We start from the raw sequence: 20,483 nt of genomic DNA, 5'->3' as shown, positions 1-20,483 counted from the left end.
CTATTGTACATTGAAATAGGGAATTGAATTGCCAGTCGTCAGCAGGAACAACGAACTTTGATAAATAGTACATTTTCTCAAGGTCGTATTATGTCCCGTTCACCATTAGTCAGAGAGCATATCGCAGGCGGTAGCTTCTTACTTTTGGTTGCGTTGTTGGTTGGCTTTTTACTGTATTCGACGATCAGTTGGATGTGGGATGAAGAAAGGCTTCCGCTATCAAAGATAGTTTTGCAAGGTGACTTACAATATGTATCCGCGTTTGATGTTCAGCGTGCTTTTGGTCAGCTTGACCATATTGGAACGTTTATGTCGCAGGATATTAATGAGCTGCAATCGAGTGCTCAGTCAATTCCTTGGGTGGCTCATGCTTCAATTCGCAAACAGTGGCCAGATACAATAAAGGTATTTTTAACTGAATATCAGGTAAAAGCTATTTGGAATGGTAATTCATTACTTGCTGATAAGGGTATTGTCTTTAATGGTGATATCGCTCAAGTTAATGAAGAACACGTAAAACTATATGGTCCAGATGGCACTGCGCCTGAAGTTTTGAATATCTGGAAAGAATATGGTCCTAAATTTCAACAGATAGGTTTAAATATATCCTCTCTGGTATTAAATGAGCGCCGAGCTTGGCAAATTATTTTAGATAATGGCATTCGCTTAGAATTAGGAAAAGAGTCCTTAGCAGAGCGAATTAACCGTTTCTTTTTACTCTATAAGCAGCTAGGTAATGATGCTGAACGAGTGAGTTATATCGACCTGAGATATGATACAGGGGCAGCCGTTGGTTGGTTTCCTGAGCAAGAATTAGCGCAAGAGAGCACAGATGAGTAAAACAGCTGATGACAAATTAATTGTAGGTCTCGATATAGGCACAGCCACCGTTTCTGCTTTAGTTGGTGAACTACTTCCTGACGGTCAAATTAATATCATTGGTGCAGGTACAAGCCCATCCCGTGGAATGGATAAAGGCGGTGTAAATGATCTTGAATCAGTGGTTAAATCCGTTCAACGTGCCATTGACCAAGCTGAATTAATGGCTGAATGCCAAATTAGTAATGTATTTCTGTCGATCTCTGGTCGACATATTATGAGTAGAATTGAAAAAGGCATGGGTACTATTTCTGAAGGGGAAGTCTCCCAAGAAGATATGGATCGTGCCATTCATACCGCGAAGTCGATCAAAATTAGTGAGGAACAGCGTATTTTGCATGTTATTCCTCAAGAATTTACGATTGATTATCAAGAAGGTATAAAAAATCCGCTAGGATTATCAGGTGTACGTATGGAAGTGAGTGTGCATCTGATTACCTGCCATAGTGATATGGCAAGAAATATTATTAAAGCAGTTGAACGTTGCGGATTGAAAGTTGAGCAGTTAGTGTATTCAGGATTAGCGGCAAGTAATGCAGTGATTACTGACGATGAGCGAGAGCTTGGCGTGTGTGTCATTGATATTGGTGCTGGTACAATGGATATTGCGATTTGGACTGGTGGCGCTCTTCGACACACAGAAGTTTTCTCATACGCAGGCAATGCGGTAACAAGCGATATAGCGTTTGCATTTGGTACACCAGTAAACGACGCTGAAGAAATAAAAGTTAAGTATGGTTGCGCGTTAAGTGAGTTAGTGAGTAAGGATGATACTGTTAATGTTCCGAGTGTAGGCGGTAGGCCATCCCGGAGTTTACAACGTCAAACCTTGTCTGAAGTGATCGAACCTCGCTACACTGAATTAATGGGCTTAGTTAACCAAGCAATTGATACAGTCCAAGAAAACTTGCGAAAAGAAGGCATTAAACATCATTTAGCAGCTGGAGTAGTGTTAACGGGTGGTGCTTCGCAAATAGAAGGTTTAGTGGAATGCGCTGAACGCGTATTCCGCAATCAAGTTAGGGTAGGTAAGCCGCTCGAGGTGAGTGGACTTACTGATTACGTTAAAGAGCCGTATCATTCTACGGCAGTTGGTTTACTTCATTACGCGAAAGACAGTCAAATTAATGATGACATTGAGTATCAAGAGCCTAAGCGCCAGTCAGTGTCTAGTATGTTTGGTCGTTTGCGTAATTGGATACAAAAAGAGTTTTAACCTGAGTTGCAGGAAAAACGGAGATAACACATGTTTGAACCGATGATGGAAATGTCTGACGACGCGGTAATTAAAGTTGTTGGAGTTGGTGGCGGCGGTGGTAACGCTGTTGAACATATGGTGCGTGAGTCCATTGAAGGCGTGGAATTCATCAGTATCAACACGGATGCGCAAGCACTTCGCAAAACCAGCGTAAGCAGCGTCATTCAAATCGGTGGTGATATCACTAAAGGTTTGGGGGCGGGTGCTAACCCTCAAGTGGGACGTGATGCAGCTCTAGAAAGCCGAGATAGAATTAAAGAATTGCTCGCTGGCGCCGATATGGTGTTTATCGCAGCTGGTATGGGAGGCGGTACCGGTACTGGTGCTGCTCCTGTAATTGCTGAAGTGGCAAAAGAACTGGGCATCTTAACCGTTGCTGTAGTGACTAAGCCATTTAGCTTCGAAGGTAAAAAACGTCTTGCATTTGCTGAGCAAGGAATTGAAGAGCTTTCTAAACATGTTGACTCTTTAATTACCATTCCAAATGAAAAACTGTTGAAAGTACTGGGTCGTGGTATCACTTTACTTGAAGCCTTTGCTAGCGCGAATGACGTACTTAAAAATGCAGTACAAGGGATTGCAGAGCTTATCACTCGCCCAGGTATGATTAACGTGGACTTTGCAGACGTACGAACAGTGATGTCTGAAATGGGCCACGCTATGATGGGTAGTGGTATTGCTAAAGGTGAAGACCGCGCTGAAGAAGCGGCAGAAATGGCAATTTCAAGCCCTCTACTTGAGGATATCGATCTTGCAGGTGCTCGCGGCGTATTGGTTAACATCACTGCAGGTCTTGATATGAGACTGGATGAATTCGAAACGGTTGGTAACACTGTTAAAGCATTTGCTTCTGACAATGCGACTGTCGTTATCGGTACGTCGTTAGATCCTGATATGGCAGATGAGATCCGCGTAACTGTTGTGGCTACAGGTATTGGTAACGAGAGAAAACCTGATATTACTCTTGTTGCTGGCGGTAAAGCGAAAGTTTCACCAACTGCAGTACAACAAGTAACAGTAGCGGCAAAAGTAGAAGAGAAGACGGCACAACCTTTGCATGAAAAAGCAGAAGTTAAAGTACAATCTTCGCCGGCGCCAAGCATCTCTTCAACGTCAGGCTCGGGGCAAAATGTTGCACCTAAGCCAGAGAAAGAGAGCGGATATCTTGATATTCCTGCTTTTTTACGTCGTCAGGCTGATTAAAATACCGCCACAATTTGACAGTGTTCATAATTTTGGTAATATGTCGGTCGGTAACAATACCGACCGAGCTTTGTGGCATTAAATTAGAGGCAAGCAGATGATCAGACAACGTACTCTGAAAGAGATAGTGAAAACAACTGGTGTGGGTCTCCACTCTGGTCGTAAAGTCACACTTACTCTACGCCCAGCCGCAGCAAACACAGGTATTATTTACCGTCGTACTGACTTAAATCCACCAGTTGATTTCCCAGCTGATCCTGAATCTGTACGTGACACTATGTTATGTACAGCGTTAGTAAACGATGAAGGCGTTCGTATCTCTACAGTTGAGCACTTAAGTGCCGCTCTTGCTGGTATGGGTGTTGATAACGTTATCATCGAAGTAGATGCTCCTGAAATTCCAATTATGGATGGTAGTGCGAGCCCGTTCGTGTACCTGCTACAACAAGCTGGTATCGAAACGCAAAACGCAGCTAAGCGATTCATCCGTATTAAAAAGCCAGTTCGCTTTGAAGATGGTGATAAGTGGGCAGAAATGCGTCCACATAACGGCTTCAAAATGGATTTCCAAATCGAGTTTGATCACCCAGCAATCGATGGTGATGATCAACACTTAGTGTTTGATTTCTCGACTCAAGGCTTTATCAAAGAGATTTCTCGTGCTCGTACTTTCGGGTTCATGCGTGATATCGAATACTTACAGTCACAAAACCTATGTCTAGGTGGTAGTTTTGACTGTGCTATCGTTTTGGATGATTACCGCATCTTGAACGAAGAAGGTCTGCGTTTTGCTAACGAATTCGTTACTCACAAAGTACTTGATGCTATTGGTGACTTGTACATGTGTGGTCATGCAATTGTGGGTGAGTTTAGCGCTTATAAATCAGGTCATGGTCTGAATAACCAATTACTACGTAAAGTGTTAGCAGATCAAGAAGCTTGGGAATGGGCAACTTTCGAAGAGGAAGTTGGTTCACCAGTAGCGTTTGCAGAACCGAATATGGTTTTAGCGTAATACGATTTTTGAAGATTTTAAGAAGCCAGACTAAGTCTGGCTTTTTTTATATCTGCCGTAATGGGAAGTTGCTACAACTTTCTAGCGGCTATTTCTTTGCCAGTTTAGCGATGTTTTCTAAACGTTGTTTAACTTTTGGATTGGCGTTTTGTGCGATCATTAATAGAGACGAGGCGGCATTCTCTGACAGCGGTGGGCGAGGAATTGCCTCTTTTTGATCCTCTCTTGCCCCTTTTTGGGGACGGTAGATCGCTGGATTGATCTTTATTTCAATGCTGATTAGCTTACCGAAGCCTTGGGTTCGCAGCTGATTGAGAATATTTAGCCGATCGTAGTCCACTTTCATTTTGATCGAAGCGCTTGCTGCTTCTAGCACTAAATGTCCGCCACGGACGTTTGCCGCCCTAATATGCGGTTCAATTCCTTTAGGTAACAGTGTTTGCAATATTAGGTTGATCTGGATGATCTCTTTGGCGTGCTGTTGTAACTTACTCAGCCGAGATGATTCGATCAATTCATCTGTCGTTGTGGGGCGATGATCTCGCATTCCGCACTCCTCTTGTAAAGCTCAGAGATATTCTATAACGAATTACTGTTGACTGAAATGAGCGATTAAACAGAGATTATTGGGTTCCAAATACCGTAAAACATTAGGCTTAGTGCACAAAATGCAAAGCTAAGAGCCAACAAGCTCTAATGTTATTGGTTGTTGAACGAAAAATTACTTAAACTATGCGCCACTTAATAAATTTAGTGTCTTGAAAATAAACGTCATCATCACAATATCAAAAGATACATGATTTATCTCAGTATCCTTAGTTGAAAACAGGTAGAGACTGAAGGCATTAAGAGATCGCGGACGATCTAAGCAAAGAGAGATTCACAACAAATGATAACTAAGTTACTGACAAAAGTGGTTGGTAGTCGAAACGACCGAACACTACGCCGTCTAAGAAAAATTGTAAAAGAAATTAATAATTACGAGCCTGCATTTGAAGCTCTGTCCGATGAAGAGCTAAAGGCGAAAACGGTAGAATTCCGTCAACGTCTTGAGCAAGGTGAAAACTTAGACCAATTACTTCCAGAAGCATTTGCAACGGTCCGTGAAGCTTCAAAACGTGTGTTTGGCATGCGTCATTTCGACGTACAGCTAATCGGTGGTATGGTTCTTAACGGCGGCCGAATCGCCGAGATGCGCACAGGTGAAGGTAAAACACTGACGGCAACTCTGCCTGCGTATTTAAATGCTTTACCAAGTAAAGGCGTTCACATTGTTACCGTGAACGACTACCTAGCTAAGCGTGACGCTGAAACAAACCGCCCACTATTCGAATTCCTTGGTCTGACTGTTGGCATAAACGTGCCTAACATGTCGCCACCAGCCAAAAAAGAAGCTTACAAAGCAGATATTCTTTACGGAACAAATAACGAGTTTGGTTTCGACTACCTGCGTGACAACATGGCATTCCGTCCAGAAGACCGTGTGCAACGCGAACGTTTCTTTGCTGTTGTCGATGAAGTGGACTCTATTCTTATCGATGAAGCTCGTACACCGTTAATTATCTCTGGTCCAGCCGAAGATAGCTCTGAGTTATACACTCGTATTAACGTGTTAATTCCATCTTTGCAACGTCAAGATAAAGAAGATTCTGAAGAATACCGTGGTGATGGCCACTACACTGTAGATGAGAAATCTAAACAAGTGTATCTGACTGAAAACGGTCAAGAATTTGTTGAAGAGATTCTAGTTAAGAATGGCTTAATGCAAGAGGGTGATACACTTTACTCTCCTGCTAATATCAGTTTGCTTCACCATGTGAATGCAGCTCTACGTGCTCACGTTTTGTTTGAGAAAAACGTCGACTACATTGTCACCGATGATGGTGAAGTTGTTATCGTCGATGAACACACAGGTCGTACTATGCCTGGTCGTCGTTGGTCAGACGGTTTGCATCAAGCTGTTGAAGCAAAAGAAGGTGTTAAGATCCAGAACGAAAACCAAACACTGGCATCGATTACCTTCCAGAACTACTTCCGTTTATACGAAAAACTGTCAGGTATGACAGGTACAGCAGATACTGAAGCGTTCGAATTCCAACAAATCTATGGTTTGGAAACTGTGGTTATTCCAACTAACAAACCTATGATTCGTAACGATATGCCGGATATGGTGTACCGTACAGAAGCGGAAAAATTCGCGGCGATTATAGAAGAGATTAAGAAGTGTGTTGAGAAAGGTCAGCCAGTACTGGTTGGTACGGTATCGATTGAAAAATCTGAACTCCTATCTAATGCGCTGAAGAAAGCGAAGATCAAACACAGCGTACTAAACGCGAAGTTCCATGAAAAAGAAGCAGAAATCGTTGCTGAAGCAGGTAAACCTGGTGCCGTAACTATCGCAACTAACATGGCCGGTCGTGGTACGGACATTGTGCTTGGTGGTAGCTGGCAGATGCAAGTTGAGTCACTAGATAATCCAACACAAGAACAAATTGGTGCGATTAAAGCCGAATGGCGTAATGTACACGATCAAGTGTTAGAAGCTGGTGGTCTGCACATCATTGGTACAGAGCGGCACGAATCACGTCGTATCGATAACCAGTTGCGTGGTCGTTCTGGTCGTCAAGGTGATGCGGGTTCATCTCGTTTCTATCTGTCAATGGAAGATACATTACTACGTATTTTCACTTCTGATCGTATGGCCAGCTTGATCCAAAGCGGTATGGAAGAAGGTGAGGCGATCGAATCTAAGATGCTTTCTCGTTCAATCGAAAAAGCTCAACGTAAGGTTGAAGGTCGTAACTTTGACATCCGTAAGCAGCTTTTAGAATACGATGACGTGGCTAACGATCAACGTCGTGTGGTTTACGAACTACGTGACGAGCTAATGAGCTCAGATGATATTAGCGAAATGATCGAACAAAACCGCGTTGATGTAATAACAGCTTTGATCGATCAGTATATCCCGCCACAATCACTTGATGACATGTGGGATATCGCAGGCCTTACAGATCGCTTGAAGCATGATTTCGACCTTGAGCTTCCTATCCAGTCTTGGTTAGATGAAGATGACAAGCTGTATGAAGAAGCACTTCGTGAACGTATTCTAGAAAACTCGGTAACGGTTTATAAGAATAAAGAAGAAGTGGTTGGTGCTTCTGTAATGCGTAACTTTGAGAAATCTGTAATGTTACAGACTCTGGATACGCTTTGGAAAGAACACCTTGCAGCGATGGATCACTTGCGTCAAGGGATCCACCTACGTGGTTATGCTCAGAAGAACCCTAAACAAGAGTACAAGCGCGAATCGTTTGAACTGTTTGAAGAACTTCTAGAGTCATTAAAATCAGACGTGATCGCTATTCTTTCTAAAGTACGTGTTCAACAACAAGAAGAAGTTGAACGTATGGAAGCACAGCGCCGTGCTCAAGCTGAACAGGCTGCACGTATGAGCCAAGCTCAGCACGAAGGTAGTGATACCAGCGGAAGCGATGCATCAGCAGAGCGTAAGGTGGGGCGTAATGAGCCTTGCCCATGTGGTTCAGGCAAGAAGTACAAACAGTGCCACGGAAAGATCTGATGCGGCGTTGTAACAGTCGATAACAGCGTCGATGGTACTCATTTACTAGCGTAAACTCCGTGCCATCTCCTTGTTCTAGACTGTTACAACTTAGCATAAACATTATTAATTATAAGAGAGTCGCTTAGGCGGCTCTTTTTTTGAGTAAAGAAAAACAAGGGAAGACAGATGAAACGAATTCATATTGTGGCGGGTATTATCTTTAATGAAGATAAGTCGCAGATTTTCATTACTAAGCGTCCTGACAATTTGCACAAAGGTGGATTCTGGGAATTTCCAGGTGGCAAAGTAGAAGAGGGGGAATCTGTTTCGCAGGCAATGGCTCGAGAGCTAGAAGAGGAAATTGGCATTGAAGTGACTGAGCAGCATTTGTTTGAACATCTGGAATATGATTATCCAGAGAAGTCTCTGAAATTTGATTTTATCGTCATCAGTCATTTCAACAATGAACCTTATGGTAAAGAAGGTCAGGATGGGCTTTGGGTAGACATTGCAGCACTAGCAAACTACCAATTTCCAGAAGCAAATGTGCCAATCCTTGAGCGAGTGATTAAAGAGTTTTCGTAAGTGCTAGCTATCAACTTCGATAGTTGGTAGTTTAAAAAGCGTAAGTCGTAGGATAGTCACGAGTAAATGGAGAATTTTGCAATGGTAAGAATTGCAATTGCAGGCGCAGCTGGGCGTATGGGCCGCAATCTGGTCAAAGCAGCACATCATAATTCAGAATCAACAGTTGGTGCAGGGTCTGAGCGCCCTGAGTCTTCTCTTGTGGGTGTTGATATCGGTGAGTTATGTGGTGTTGGTCGATTTGACGTCGCGTTAGTTGATAACTTGGAGTTAGCGGTAGATAGCTTTGATGTCATCGTTGACTTCACTGCTCCAGCGAGCACTCTGGCGAACATCGAACTGTGTAAGAAATACGGTAAGAAGCTGGTTATCGGCACAACGGGTTTTACCGAGCAAGAGCGTAAGCTTATTGATGAAGCCGCTAAGGTTATCCCAATTGTTATGGCTCCAAACTACAGTGTTGGTGTTAACCTAGTATTTAAGCTGCTAGAAAAGGCTGCGAAAGTGATGGGAGATTACTGCGATATCGAAATTATCGAAGCGCATCACCGTCACAAAGTTGATGCTCCATCGGGAACTGCTATTGGTATGGGGGAAGCGATTGCCAGTGCTATGGGTAACAAACTTAATGATGTTGCTGTATATGCACGTGAAGGCATCACTGGTGAACGTACTCGTAATGAGATTGGTTTTGCAACCATTCGTGCTGGTGACATCGTTGGTGAGCATACAGCTATGTTTGCAGACATTGGTGAACGTGTAGAGATCACTCATAAAGCAACAGACCGTATGACATTTGCCAATGGTGCTATTCGTGCGGCGGTTTGGTTGAATCAAAAATCAACAGGCTTTTATAGCATGACTGATGTACTAGGTTTGAACGAACTGTAATTACATAATTATGCGCCAGGTTCGCTTGGCGCATAACAAATTATCTAACATTTTCTATTAATTTTATCTTTCCTATAAATCGAGTTATTCCTTAACTTTTTAAGTGATTTTGTCTTGTTTAGGTTAATTTCTCTGTTTTACCTTCATTTTTGACAATTAAAAAATAAGATTAACGTTTGCTTATTTTTTTTGCGCTGATTTCAATTGTTAACAAACTATTTTTTGCTGTTTGAAAAACAAAACCTCATAAATATTACTTTTAAATGCTTAAAACATGCACTTTTGATGGGTTAGGTCGATTTTTTAGCTCTAAGGTAATAAATTTAAATTTAATTTCCCTGCTAACGTTGACATGGGTCACAGTGATCTCTAAAATACCGCCAATTTGTCAAAATTACCCTAGAGCATGATTTTCACGCTAACAGGAAGGCAAATTTGCAATTTAATTTATATTTTATGCATTTTTATTCTGGAGGTTGTCTTGAGTAAATCAGCACTGTTAGTCCTAGAAGATGGGACAGTGTTCCGCGGAGTGTCCATTGGGGCAGATGGTTCATCCGTTGGTGAAGTTGTTTTTAATACCTCGATGACGGGGTACCAAGAAATCCTCACTGATCCTTCCTATTCTCAACAAATTGTTACACTAACTTATCCTCACATTGGCAATACCGGTACTAATACCGAAGATGAAGAATCTTCTTCAATTCATGCACAAGGCCTTGTGATCCGCGATCTTCCTCTTATCGCTTCTAACTTCCGTAGTGAACAATCTCTTTCTGATTACCTTAAATCACAAAATATCGTCGGTATTGCTGATATCGATACGCGTAAACTAACGCGCATTTTACGTGAGAAAGGTGCTCAGAACGGTTGCATCATGGCGGGCGATAACCTAGATGAAGCATTAGCGTTGGTAAAAGCTAAAGAATTCCCAGGCCTTAAAGGTATGGATTTAGCGAAAGTGGTAACGACCAAAGAAGCGTACGAATGGAAACAAGGTTCATGGACACTGGAAGGTGGTCTACCTGAACCTAAAAATGATATTGAGCTACCGTACCACGTAGTAGCTTACGATTTTGGTGCGAAACGCAACATTCTGCGTATGTTGGTTGACCGTGGTTGTCGTTTAACAGTTGTTCCTGCAGAAACTTCTGCTGAAGAAGTTCTGGCGATGAATCCAGATGGCGTGTTCCTATCAAATGGCCCTGGTGACCCAGCACCTTGTACTTACGCAATCGAAGCGACAAAAACTTTCCTTGAGAAAAGTCTACCTGTGTTTGGTATCTGTTTAGGCCACCAAATCCTTGCACTAGCTTCTGGTGCTCAGACTGTAAAAATGAAGTTTGGCCACCACGGTGCGAACCACCCAGTTAAAGACCTTGATCGTGGTGTGGTAATGATTACTTCTCAAAACCACGGTTTTGCTGCGGACGAAGCAACGCTACCAGAGAACCTACGTGCAACGCACAAGTCATTATTTGACGGTTCTCTACAAGGTATCCACCGTACGGATAAGCCAGCATTTAGCTTCCAAGGTCACCCTGAAGCAAGTCCTGGTCCGCACGATGCTGCACCGCTATTTGACCACTTCATTGAATTGATTAAACAACACCGCGCTTAATTGGAGTAGTAGATAATGCCAAAACGTACTGACATTCAGAGCATTCTTATTTTAGGTGCAGGTCCAATTGTTATCGGTCAGGCTTGTGAGTTTGACTACTCTGGTGCTCAAGCGTGTAAAGCGCTACGTGAAGAGGGTTACCGAGTTATCCTTGTGAACTCAAACCCAGCAACAATCATGACTGACCCAGAAATGGCAGATGCAACATACATCGAGCCAATTCACTGGGAAGTTGTACGTAAGATCATCGAGAAAGAACGCCCAGATGCGATTCTTCCAACAATGGGTGGTCAAACGGCACTGAACTGTGCACTAGCTCTAGAAGCTAACGGTGTACTAAAAGAGTTCGGCGTAGAGATGATTGGTGCGACTGCTGACGCAATCGACAAAGCAGAAGACCGTTCTCGCTTTGATAAAGCAATGAAGTCTATCGGTCTTGAATGTCCGCGTGCTGATACTGCAAAAACAATGGAAGAAGCTTACCGTGTTCTAGATATGGTTGGTTTCCCATGTATCATTCGTCCGTCATTTACTATGGGTGGTACTGGTGGTGGTATCGCTTATAACAAAGAAGAATTCGAAGAAATCTGTACTCGTGGTCTGGATCTATCTCCAACCAACGAACTGCTTATCGATGAATCTCTAATCGGTTGGAAAGAGTACGAGATGGAAGTTGTTCGTGATAAGAACGACAACTGTATCATCGTTTGTGCGATTGAAAACTTCGACCCAATGGGTATCCACACCGGTGACTCAATCACTGTTGCTCCTGCTCAGACTTTGACTGACAAAGAGTACCAAATCATGCGTAACGCTTCTCTAGCGGTACTGCGTGAAATCGGTGTAGAGACTGGTGGTTCAAACGTTCAGTTTGGTATCAACCCGAAAGATGGCCGTATGGTTATCATCGAGATGAACCCACGTGTATCTCGTTCTTCTGCTCTAGCTTCTAAAGCAACAGGTTTCCCAATTGCGAAAATTGCAGCGAAACTGGCAGTTGGCTTCACTCTAGATGAGCTAATGAACGACATCACTGGCGGTGCAACACCAGCATCGTTCGAACCTACTATCGACTATGTAGTGACTAAGATTCCTCGCTTTAACTTCGAGAAATTTGCTGGTGCAAATGACCGTCTGACTACTCAGATGAAGTCTGTTGGTGAAGTTATGGCAATCGGTCGTAACCAACAAGAATCTCTACAAAAAGCACTTCGTGGCCTTGAAGTAGGCGCGAACGGTCTTGATGAGATGGTTGACCTAGATGCTCCAGATGCATTAACGAAGATTCGTTACGAATTGAAAGAAGCTGGCGCAGAGCGTATTTGGTACATTGCTGACGCATTCCGTGCAGGTATGTCTGTTGATGGTGTATTCAATCTGACAAACGTTGACCGTTGGTTCCTAGTTCAAATTGAAGAACTAGTGAAACTGGAAGCTGAAGTGAAAGCGGGCGGTTTTGCTGGCCTGACTCAAGATGTTCTGAAGAAGATGAAGCGCAAAGGCTTCTCTGATGCACGTCTGTCTAAGCTACTAGGTGTTGCTGAAAGCGAAATTCGTCGTCTACGTGACCAGTACAATATCCACCCTGTTTACAAGCGTGTAGATACTTGTGCGGCTGAATTTGCTTCAGATACTGCTTACATGTACTCATCTTACGATGACGAGTGTGAAGCGAACCCAACAGATAAAGACAAGATCATGGTTCTTGGCGGCGGTCCAAACCGTATCGGTCAAGGTATTGAATTTGACTACTGTTGTGTACACGCATCTCTAGCACTACGCGAAGATGGCTACGAAACTATCATGGTTAACTGTAACCCTGAGACAGTTTCTACAGACTACGACACTTCAGACCGTCTGTACTTCGAACCAGTAACACTGGAAGACGTACTAGCAATCGTACGTGTTGAAAAGCCAAAAGGCGTTATCGTGCAGTACGGTGGTCAAACTCCGCTGAAACTGGCTCGTGCTCTAGAAGCTGCGGGTGTGCCAATTATCGGTACTAGCCCAGATGCTATCGACCGTGCGGAAGACCGTGAACGCTTCCAAGCTGCTGTTGAACGTTTAGGTTTACTACAGCCTCAAAACGCAACAGTAACGACAATGGAACAAGCGATTGAGAAGTCGAAAGATATCGGTTTCCCGCTAGTTGTACGTCCTTCGTACGTACTAGGTGGTCGTGCGATGGAAATCGTATACGACGAGCAAGACCTACGTCGTTACTTCAACGAAGCGGTAAGCGTATCAAACGAGTCTCCAGTTCTACTTGACCGTTTCCTAGACGATGCAACTGAAGTGGATGTTGACGCTATCTGTGACGGCGAGCGCGTGGTTATCGGCGGTATCATGGAACATATTGAACAAGCAGGTGTTCACTCAGGTGACTCAGCATGTTCACTGCCAGCATACACGCTAAGCAAAGAAATTCAGGACAAGATGCGTGAACAAGTTGAGAAACTGGCTTTCGAACTTGGTGTACGTGGTCTGATGAATACCCAGTTTGCGGTTAAAGATAACGAAGTTTACATCATCGAAGTAAACCCACGTGCTGCACGTACAGTACCATTCGTATCTAAAGCAACGGGTGCACCATTAGCGAAAATCGCTGCACGTGTAATGGCGGGTCAGTCTCTGGAGCAACAAGGCTTCACTAAAGAGATTATTCCTCCTTACTACTCAGTGAAAGAAGTGGTACTACCGTTCAACAAATTCCCAGGTGTTGACCCACTGTTAGGCCCAGAAATGCGCTCTACTGGTGAGGTGATGGGTGTTGGTGCAACATTCGCTGAAGCATACGCTAAAGCAGAATTAGGTTGTGGCGCTGTATATCCTAAAGAAGGCCGCGCACTGCTTTCTGTTCGTGAAGGCGATAAAGAGCGTGTTGTTGACCTGGCTTCTAAGCTAGTGAAACTAGGCTACCAATTGGATGCAACGCACGGTACAGCTGTCATTCTGGGTGAAGCAGGTATCAACCCACGTTTGGTAAACAAAGTTCATGAAGGTCGTCCACACATTTTGGACCGCATCAAGAACAATGAATACACCTACATCGTGAATACAGCGTCAGGTCGTCAAGCGATTGAAGATTCTAAATTGTTACGTCGTGGTGCTTTGGCTCAGAAAGTGAACTACACAACAACGCTAAATGCAGCGTTTGCAACCTGTATGTCTCATACTGCTGATGCAAAAGCGACGGTAACTTCAGTACAAGAACTTCACGCTAAAGTAAAAGCTAGTCTAGCGTAAGAGATAATAAATCGATAAACCTTAAGGTTTATCTGACAACCTCATTGCCCGCTCATTTGAGCGGGCTTTTTTATTACTTCTCGCTATGATTTCGCTATCTCAAACAGTAACTTGGTGTTAATTTGATTGTTCGATGTCGTAGTTTTGGAAAATCATGGAAGTTTCATTCGAAGTGCTGGCGATCCTGTTTTTTGTCGCAGGTGCAGCAGGTTTTATTGACGCCATGGCTGGTGGCGGTGGTCTCTTAACATTACCAGCATTATTAGCCGCAGGCGTACCTCCCACACAAGCTCTAGCCACCAACAAATTACAAAGCTCATTCGGTAGTTTCTCTGCCAGTTTGTACTTTGTCCGCCGTGGCATTGTGAATCTCAAGGAAATGCGTCTTGCTATTTTGTGTACCTTTATTGGTGCAGCAATTGGGGCAGAGTTAGTACAGCAGTTTGATGCTTCTCTACTGACCAGTTTGATACCTTTGTTATTGGTTGGTATCTCTCTCTATTTTCTGTTTGCTCGGCAAACCAAGGCTGATTCAGGTAAAAGGCCGCTGTCAGAATCGGCATTTGCTTTTAGTGTCGGTAGCTGCGTAGGATTCTACGATGGATTTTTTGGTCCGGGTACGGGATCAATCTTTACTGTCTGCTTCGTCGTTCTTGGGCACTTTTCGTTAGTGGATGCAACAGCGCGAACGAAAATCCTTAATTTCACGTCAAACATTGCTGCGTTACTGTTTTTCGTGATTGCAGGTTTACCTATCTGGAAATTGGGCTTGGTGATGGCGTGTGGGCAGTTTTTCGGGGCTCGCTTAGGTGCGAAAGTGGTAATCACTAAAGGCCAAAAGTGGATTCGACCTTTAGTTATTCTGATGTCGATGTTGATGGCAACAAAACTGTTGTGGCAACAACACTCGCAGTGGTTTATGAGCTTATTTGGTTAGAGCAAAAGTGGGCAGTGATAAATGCCAACGAATAGCACCAAGACGAATGATCAGCGTTGATGCGACACCTGAAAGTAGAGCGACCGAGTTGTCATACCCCATAGCTAATGCTGTGGTATGGAATACACCACCCACAATACATGCTGTTGCGTAGACTTCACTGCGCAACACCATTGGAATTTCTCTCGCTAATACGTCGCGGATAATGCCTCCGCCACAGCCGGTGATCACACCCATTATAATCGCGATTATGGCTGAATCTTGATACATCAATGCTTTTTCAACACCGATACCCACGAAGAAAGCCAGACCGACAGCATCACAAACAGGCAGAACCCACCAAGGGATGCGCTTTGGGCGGCGTACCAGCGCCATAGTTAAAATGCAGGTAACGATGATTACCCAGATATAAGTGGTATCTTTTATCCAGAATACAGGTGTAGCACCGAGCGCCATATCGCGGATCGTACCGCCACCGATAGCCGTAACACTTGCCAAGACTGTGACGCCGAAAGGATCCATTTTTAAACGACCAGCTAGTAATACGCCAGAAATTGCGAAAATAGCCGTACCAAACATATCGATTAAATAAAGTAGTGAGGTATCCAATTGTTATCTGCTACCAAAAAGGGTTATCGAAAGGTGGTGGATTGTAAGACTTTTTTTACGTGCTGTTAATCGTTTCTTACTTTATCAAAGTAGTCACATACTTCTTCAATTGCGTTTAGTGTTCTTGGCGTTGAGCGATTAATCCAGTCTGAATTTAATGCCCAAACATGGCCTTGCTGTACCGCAGGAATTTGATCTTTCCAGGCAAGCCACATGTTGCCGTTCGCAATAGCATGTTCAGAGGTGAAGATGACATCTGGTTGGGCGACCAGCACTTGCTCTATGCCCACTTGAGGGTAGGGTGTCGCACTGTGTTCAAAGATGTTTTCTCCGCCACAGAACCGAAAAACTTCACTTGGCCAACTGTCTTGAGCCAAGGTGATGATTGGCTTTTCACTGAGCTGATAGAAGTAACGTACTGGTGTAGCCTGTGAGTATTGTGATTTCAGCTGAGCTAGGCGCTCACGAAATTCTTTTGCGGCTCGCTTACCTTGTTGTGGGTCATCTGCGTACTGGCTGAGTTTTTCAATATTGGTAGCAATATCGTCGAGCGTATTGACTTGAGAATCAAAGAATTTAAAACCGAGCTGCTTGAGTTTAGCGATTTCTTTGGCAGGGTTTCCCTTCGGCCAAGCAATAATCAGGTCTGGTTTGAGCGCCATAATTCGTTCTAACTTCACGCCTTGGTAGTTTGCCACCTTCTCAATGTTTTTCGCTTCTTCCGGGTAGTCGCTGTAATCCGTTACGCCAACAAGTTTATCCCCTAAACCGGCTGCAAATGCCAGTTCAGTGGCATGTGGCGCAAGGCTAATAATGCGTTTAATCGAAGGTTCAGCGTGAGTAGGTGTGGAAAGTAATAGAGCAGTGAAGGCGAGTGACCAAAAACGCATTTATATTCCTTTATAGATGGCGACAAGTAGCAGGCTTTCAATAAGTATCCAGAGAAAGAGTCGCCAAGCAAGTAAACTGTGTATCTGAGATAGGTGAAGCGCTGATGGAACGATACGTCCACCAATTTTCGCTCGCAGCACTTTCTGTTCGCCGTAGATAGCTGGACCACCTAAAGCAAGTTCAAGCTTTCCTCCGATTGAGCACAGTAACCAGCTAGGGCCTGGTAGTGGCCATGAACGGCTCTGGGTCTTAATGGCTTGCAGGGCTTTGCCTGAGTTGTTACCTAATGTAATCATAAGGCTAAATAGCCTTAGAGGAAGAAATTCGAGCACTGCGATGGCGCGAACAATAGGCAGACCAAAAGGATTGAATTGTGAGCGTGAAGGCGACCAAGCTCGCGCAAGTTCTGCCATTAATCGATAGATAAATGCGCCCGTAGCACCTAATAGAGCATACCAGAAAAGCACAACCACAACGTTGCGTCCAAACCCCATAATAATGGTTTCCGCACCTGCTTTGCCTAACCCTACGCTAGATAAGGTGTTAGTCTCTCTGTTCACAAAAGGTTCAAGAAGTTTACGAGCGCGAGCTTTATCCTCTCTGGCTAACGCTTTACCCAACTTGTTGGCGAGCTGACCATTATTGCGCCAGTCTAAAGCCAGAATCAAAAGTGCTAATTCATACAGTTGGGGTTGCCAAACGAGAGGTTTTAAAGCAATGCAAAACAGTAGCGCCGGGATGATCATCAACAACCAAGCCAATGTGCCTGAAATGATGCTTTGTGAATAATTGCTGTTGGTGTTGACTTTATTGGCAAGAATTTCGGCAAACTTGTGCCATAAAATAGCAGGATGTGCAGCTCTTGGAATTGGTAAGATGTAATGCAACAAAAGTGCGCCCCACATAATGAGGAGCGCACCTTCAGCATAAACGGTCGTAATAAAATCGTTCATCAAGATGAGTGGCTTACTTTAGCAACTCAACCATTTTTAACACCATCTCAGATGAGCTTTGTGCCGCTAGCGGTAGGAACTCATCGAATGACATTGGTGATTCTTTATCTGCAACATCAGAGATTGCACGAACCACAACGAATGGTACTTGGAACTGGTGACAAGTTTGGGCAATCGCTGACGCTTCCATTTCAACCGCGATAACAGAAGGGAAGTGTTTGCGGATAAAGTCTTGGCGTTCAGCGGTACAAACGAACGCATCACCAGTACAAATCAAACCGCGTACTGCGTGTTTGTCAGTGTTCGTTTCGTTAGAGATAGCTTCAAGAGCCTTCTCTGCGACAGCCATCAGTTTCTCGTCTGCCGAAAATGCTGCAGGCTGACCTGCCATTTGACCCATTTCATAGCCAAATGCTGTCACATCCGCATCGTGATGACGAACTTCCGTTGAGATAACAACATCGCCCATAGTTAAACTAGAATCAAAACCACCCGCAGAACCTGTGTTGATAACAACGTCAGGTTGGTATTCATCTAGAAGAATCGTTGTACCTATTGCGGCTGCTACTTTACCGATACCTGACTGAAGCAGAACGACATCAACGCCGTGGATTTTACCTGAGTAATAAGTACAGCCACCTTTGCTGACTTCCTGACATTGCTCAAGAGCGTCTTTTAGAATAGCGACTTCTTGTTGCATCGCACCGATGATGCCAATTTTCATGAGGTATCTCTTTTATAAGTTGTTAATTGAAAAATAGCCTGAAGTTTATCATGAGATTAGACAATTTATCGAGATTCGGCTGCTTATCTTATCGCTCGTAAGCAAGTGACTGGAAAAGAGCTCTTATGGTTCGAATATTAATCCAGCAAGATTGAGCTTTTCTCTTAGTTCTGCTGCTCTGCGGCGGTTGACCCCAAAATCGCTATAACCGACTCGAGATTCAGAACGAACCAGCAAATGGTCATCTTCAATTTTTAGTTCTAAGTCATCGACAAAGCGCATGATGCGAGAGGTGCATTCAATGCGTAGATAGTCATCAGTTTTCTCTGCGGTTTGAGCGCCAGAAAGAGTCAAAGCAACACGTTCCACTTGCTCCAGCGTAACTCCTGAGCGGAGTATAAAAGGAGCAAGGCTATATTTTTCTCGTGTTTCAATAGTCGAAACACAGTTGGGTTTAGTACCGCATGGTGTATTTGTACGATCAACCATAGGAGGATTTCCTTTGCTACAAGCACTGAGCAGCACCGTTGAAAAAATAAGAAGTGGAACCTTATACATTTGCAAAACCTGTTGTTATCAGCCCTAAGCTATCTATCAATCACTACTAAAAAATAATTTGCAATTATATAAATAAAAAAGGATCCGTGTTGAGACGGATCCTCTTTTTCAGTACATAAGATGATTCAAACACCCAAGTAATCTAGAATGCCATCAGCGGCTTTACGACCTTCATCGATTGCTGTGACCACCAGATCTGAGCCTCGCACGGCATCGCCGCCAGCAAAGATCTTCTCATTGGTGGTTTGGAACTTAAATGATTGTTCTGAAGGGGCTTTGATTCGACCCCATTGATCCAATTCTACGCCGTGTGGCTCTAACCAGCTCATTTGATGAGGTTGGAAACCAAACGCCATGATAACTGCATCTGCTTCTAGTACATGTTCACTACCTGCAACTGGCTCTGGACGTCGACGACCTGCATCATCTGGCTCACCTAAAGCGGTCTGAACCACTTTTACACCGGTTACTTTGCCTGACGCGTCTACTTCAATGCCAAGAGGTTGAAGGTTGAACATAAATTCCACACCTTCTTCTTTGGCATTTTTCACTTCGCGGCGTGAGCCAGGCATGTTCTCTTCATCACGACGGTAGGCACAGATAACACGTGAAGCATTTTGACGAACTGAAGTGCGTACACAGTCCATCGCTGTATCACCACCACCCAGAACCACGACTTTCTTACCTTGCATGTCGATAAATGGGTCGGTGCTTTCTAAGTTCATCACTTTGTAAGTGTTTGAAATTAAGAACGGCAATGCGTCAAATACGCCTTGTGCATCTTCATTTTGTAAACCCGCACGCATGTATTTGTAAGTACCAACGCCAAGGAACACCGCATCGTATTCGTTGATCAGATCTTGTAGCTGAACATCTTTACCGACTTCTACATTCAAGCGGAACTCAACACCCATTTCAGTGAATACGCGACGACGGTTTTCCATCACCCCTTTTTCAAGTTTGAAAGAAGGGATACCGAAAGTCAGCAAGCCACCAATTTCAGGGTAACGGTCAAACACTACAGGTTTAACGCCGTTACGAACCAAAATATCAGCAGCGGCAAGTCCAGCAGGGCCTGCACCGATAATGGCAACTTTTTTATCCGTCCACTCAACGTGAGACATGTCAGGTTTCCAGCCCATTTCAAATGCAGTATCGGTAATGTATTTTTCAATATTACCTATGGTTACTGCGCCGAAATCCGCATTCAGAGTACATGAACCTTCACATAGACGGTCTTGCGGACACACGCGACCACACACTTCAGGCAAGCTATTGGTTTGGTGTGCAAGGTCAGCGGCTTCCATAATGCGACCTTCATTGGCAAGTTTCAGCCATTGTGGAATGTAGTTGTGAACAGGACATTTCCACTCACAGTATGGGTTACCGCAATCCAAGCAGCGGTCAGCTTGCGCTGTTGCCTGCTGCTTAGTGAAAGGTTCGTAAATTTCTACGAATTCAATTTTACGGATGTTGAGTGGCTTCTTTGCCGGATCAACACGGTTAACATCAATAAATTGGTATACGTTCTGGCTCATAAAACTGGCTCCT

General features: G+C 43.9%; 17 protein-coding genes. 10 read left to right on the top strand and 7 right to left on the bottom strand.

Annotation, left to right across the window (positions count from 1 at the left end):
• Positions 1-90 precede the first annotated feature (90 nt).
• The 4 genes from G5S32_RS11930 (at position 91) to lpxC (ending at position 4,355) form a co-directional block, all read left to right on the top strand.
• Entirely contained in the window at positions 91-840 is a 750-nt protein-coding gene (locus G5S32_RS11930; RefSeq protein WP_207621580.1) for a cell division protein FtsQ/DivIB, read from the top strand.
• Positions 833-2,095, top strand: coding sequence for a cell division protein FtsA (gene ftsA, locus G5S32_RS11925; protein WP_165312218.1), 1,263 nt, complete (start codon positions 833-835; stop codon positions 2,093-2,095). Before G5S32_RS11930 ends, ftsA begins: the two co-directional genes overlap by 8 nt.
• A gap of 30 nt (positions 2,096-2,125) precedes the next feature.
• Complete coding sequence (ftsZ, locus tag G5S32_RS11920; protein ID WP_165312217.1) at positions 2,126-3,340, top strand: cell division protein FtsZ; 1,215 nt, start codon at positions 2,126-2,128, stop codon at positions 3,338-3,340.
• Between the two features lie 97 nt (positions 3,341-3,437).
• Positions 3,438-4,355 (top strand): UDP-3-O-acyl-N-acetylglucosamine deacetylase, encoded by a 918-nt coding sequence (lpxC, locus tag G5S32_RS11915; protein ID WP_165312216.1) that lies wholly within the window; start codon positions 3,438-3,440, stop codon positions 4,353-4,355.
• Between the two features lie 88 nt (positions 4,356-4,443).
• Here lpxC and G5S32_RS11910 read toward each other — a convergent pair whose 3' ends face one another.
• A complete protein-coding gene (locus tag G5S32_RS11910; RefSeq protein WP_165312215.1) occupies positions 4,444-4,902 on the bottom strand; it encodes a DUF721 domain-containing protein in 459 nt (152 codons plus the stop codon).
• A 342-nt stretch (positions 4,903-5,244) separates the two neighbouring features.
• Between G5S32_RS11910 and secA the strand changes: the two genes are divergently transcribed.
• The 6 genes from secA (at position 5,245) to G5S32_RS11880 (ending at position 15,197) form a co-directional block, all read left to right on the top strand.
• Positions 5,245-7,935, top strand: coding sequence for a preprotein translocase subunit SecA (gene secA, locus G5S32_RS11905; RefSeq protein ID WP_165312214.1), 2,691 nt, complete (start codon positions 5,245-5,247; stop codon positions 7,933-7,935).
• Between the two features lie 168 nt (positions 7,936-8,103).
• Positions 8,104-8,502 (top strand): 8-oxo-dGTP diphosphatase MutT, encoded by a 399-nt coding sequence (gene mutT / locus G5S32_RS11900; protein ID WP_165312213.1) that lies wholly within the window; start codon positions 8,104-8,106, stop codon positions 8,500-8,502.
• 81 nt (positions 8,503-8,583) lie between these two features.
• Entirely contained in the window at positions 8,584-9,393 is an 810-nt protein-coding gene (dapB, locus tag G5S32_RS11895) for a 4-hydroxy-tetrahydrodipicolinate reductase (RefSeq protein WP_165312212.1), read from the top strand.
• A 481-nt stretch (positions 9,394-9,874) separates the two neighbouring features.
• Entirely contained in the window at positions 9,875-11,014 is a 1,140-nt protein-coding gene (gene carA, locus G5S32_RS11890; protein ID WP_165312211.1) for a glutamine-hydrolyzing carbamoyl-phosphate synthase small subunit, read from the top strand.
• 15 nt (positions 11,015-11,029) lie between these two features.
• Positions 11,030-14,260 carry a carbamoyl-phosphate synthase large subunit gene (gene carB / locus G5S32_RS11885; RefSeq protein WP_165312210.1) on the top strand — a complete coding sequence of 1,077 codons (3,231 nt, stop codon included), beginning with the start codon at positions 11,030-11,032 and terminating at the stop codon, positions 14,258-14,260.
• Positions 14,261-14,414: 154 nt separating this feature from the next.
• Complete coding sequence (locus G5S32_RS11880) at positions 14,415-15,197, top strand: TSUP family transporter (protein WP_165312209.1); 783 nt, start codon at positions 14,415-14,417, stop codon at positions 15,195-15,197.
• Here G5S32_RS11880 and G5S32_RS11875 read toward each other — a convergent pair.
• From G5S32_RS11875 to G5S32_RS11850, 6 genes are all read right to left on the bottom strand, one after another.
• Complete coding sequence (locus G5S32_RS11875) at positions 15,186-15,806, bottom strand: TRIC cation channel family protein (RefSeq protein ID WP_165312208.1); 621 nt, start codon at positions 15,804-15,806, stop codon at positions 15,186-15,188. The two genes, G5S32_RS11880 and G5S32_RS11875, sit on opposite strands and share 12 nt — an antisense overlap.
• Positions 15,807-15,871: 65 nt before the next feature.
• Positions 15,872-16,696: a vitamin B12 ABC transporter substrate-binding protein BtuF gene (gene btuF, locus G5S32_RS11870; protein ID WP_165312207.1), complete on the bottom strand. Its 825-nt coding sequence runs from the start codon at positions 16,694-16,696 to the stop codon at positions 15,872-15,874.
• The gene (locus G5S32_RS11865; protein WP_165312206.1) at positions 16,697-17,650 is read right to left on the bottom strand and encodes a cobalamin biosynthesis family protein; all 954 of its coding nucleotides are present in this window, start codon (positions 17,648-17,650) and stop codon (positions 16,697-16,699) included. It lies immediately after the preceding gene.
• A 13-nt stretch (positions 17,651-17,663) separates the two neighbouring features.
• Complete coding sequence (mtnN, locus tag G5S32_RS11860; protein ID WP_165312205.1) at positions 17,664-18,374, bottom strand: 5'-methylthioadenosine/S-adenosylhomocysteine nucleosidase; 711 nt, start codon at positions 18,372-18,374, stop codon at positions 17,664-17,666.
• A gap of 123 nt (positions 18,375-18,497) precedes the next feature.
• Complete coding sequence (locus G5S32_RS11855) at positions 18,498-18,863, bottom strand: DUF1499 domain-containing protein (RefSeq protein ID WP_165312204.1); 366 nt, start codon at positions 18,861-18,863, stop codon at positions 18,498-18,500.
• 194 nt (positions 18,864-19,057) lie between these two features.
• Positions 19,058-20,470, bottom strand: a complete 1,413-nt coding sequence (locus G5S32_RS11850) for an FAD-dependent oxidoreductase (RefSeq protein ID WP_165312203.1) — start codon at positions 20,468-20,470, stop codon at positions 19,058-19,060.
• Positions 20,471-20,483: the final 13 nt, after the last annotated feature.

The organism is Vibrio ziniensis (assembly GCF_011064285.1).
GTDB lineage: Bacteria > Pseudomonadota > Gammaproteobacteria > Enterobacterales > Vibrionaceae > Vibrio > Vibrio ziniensis.
The sequence above is the reverse complement of the archived record's forward strand: the minus strand, read 5'-3'. Positions and strand labels throughout refer to the sequence as shown.

Excerpts from the sequence above, each read along its gene's own strand:
- G5S32_RS11880 (WP_165312209.1), top strand. The coding sequence starts at position 14,415 with ATGGAAGTTTCATTCGAAGTGCTGGCGATCCTGTTTTTTGTCGCAGGT.
- secA (WP_165312214.1), top strand. The coding sequence starts at position 5,245 with ATGATAACTAAGTTACTGACAAAAGTGGTTGGTAGTCGAAACGACCGA.
- G5S32_RS11865 (WP_165312206.1), bottom strand. The coding sequence starts at position 17,650 with ATGAACGATTTTATTACGACCGTTTATGCTGAAGGTGCGCTCCTCATT.
- G5S32_RS11910 (WP_165312215.1), bottom strand. The coding sequence starts at position 4,902 with ATGCGAGATCATCGCCCCACAACGACAGATGAATTGATCGAATCATCT.
- G5S32_RS11850 (WP_165312203.1), bottom strand. The coding sequence starts at position 20,470 with ATGAGCCAGAACGTATACCAATTTATTGATGTTAACCGTGTTGATCCG.
- dapB (WP_165312212.1), top strand. The coding sequence starts at position 8,584 with ATGGTAAGAATTGCAATTGCAGGCGCAGCTGGGCGTATGGGCCGCAAT.
- ftsA (WP_165312218.1), top strand. The coding sequence starts at position 833 with ATGAGTAAAACAGCTGATGACAAATTAATTGTAGGTCTCGATATAGGC.
- G5S32_RS11855 (WP_165312204.1), bottom strand. The coding sequence starts at position 18,863 with ATGGTTGATCGTACAAATACACCATGCGGTACTAAACCCAACTGTGTT.
- mutT (WP_165312213.1), top strand. The coding sequence starts at position 8,104 with ATGAAACGAATTCATATTGTGGCGGGTATTATCTTTAATGAAGATAAG.
- carB (WP_165312210.1), top strand. The coding sequence starts at position 11,030 with ATGCCAAAACGTACTGACATTCAGAGCATTCTTATTTTAGGTGCAGGT.
- mtnN (WP_165312205.1), bottom strand. The coding sequence starts at position 18,374 with ATGAAAATTGGCATCATCGGTGCGATGCAACAAGAAGTCGCTATTCTA.
- ftsZ (WP_165312217.1), top strand. The coding sequence starts at position 2,126 with ATGTTTGAACCGATGATGGAAATGTCTGACGACGCGGTAATTAAAGTT.
- G5S32_RS11930 (WP_207621580.1), top strand. The coding sequence starts at position 91 with ATGTCCCGTTCACCATTAGTCAGAGAGCATATCGCAGGCGGTAGCTTC.
- btuF (WP_165312207.1), bottom strand. The coding sequence starts at position 16,696 with ATGCGTTTTTGGTCACTCGCCTTCACTGCTCTATTACTTTCCACACCT.
- lpxC (WP_165312216.1), top strand. The coding sequence starts at position 3,438 with ATGATCAGACAACGTACTCTGAAAGAGATAGTGAAAACAACTGGTGTG.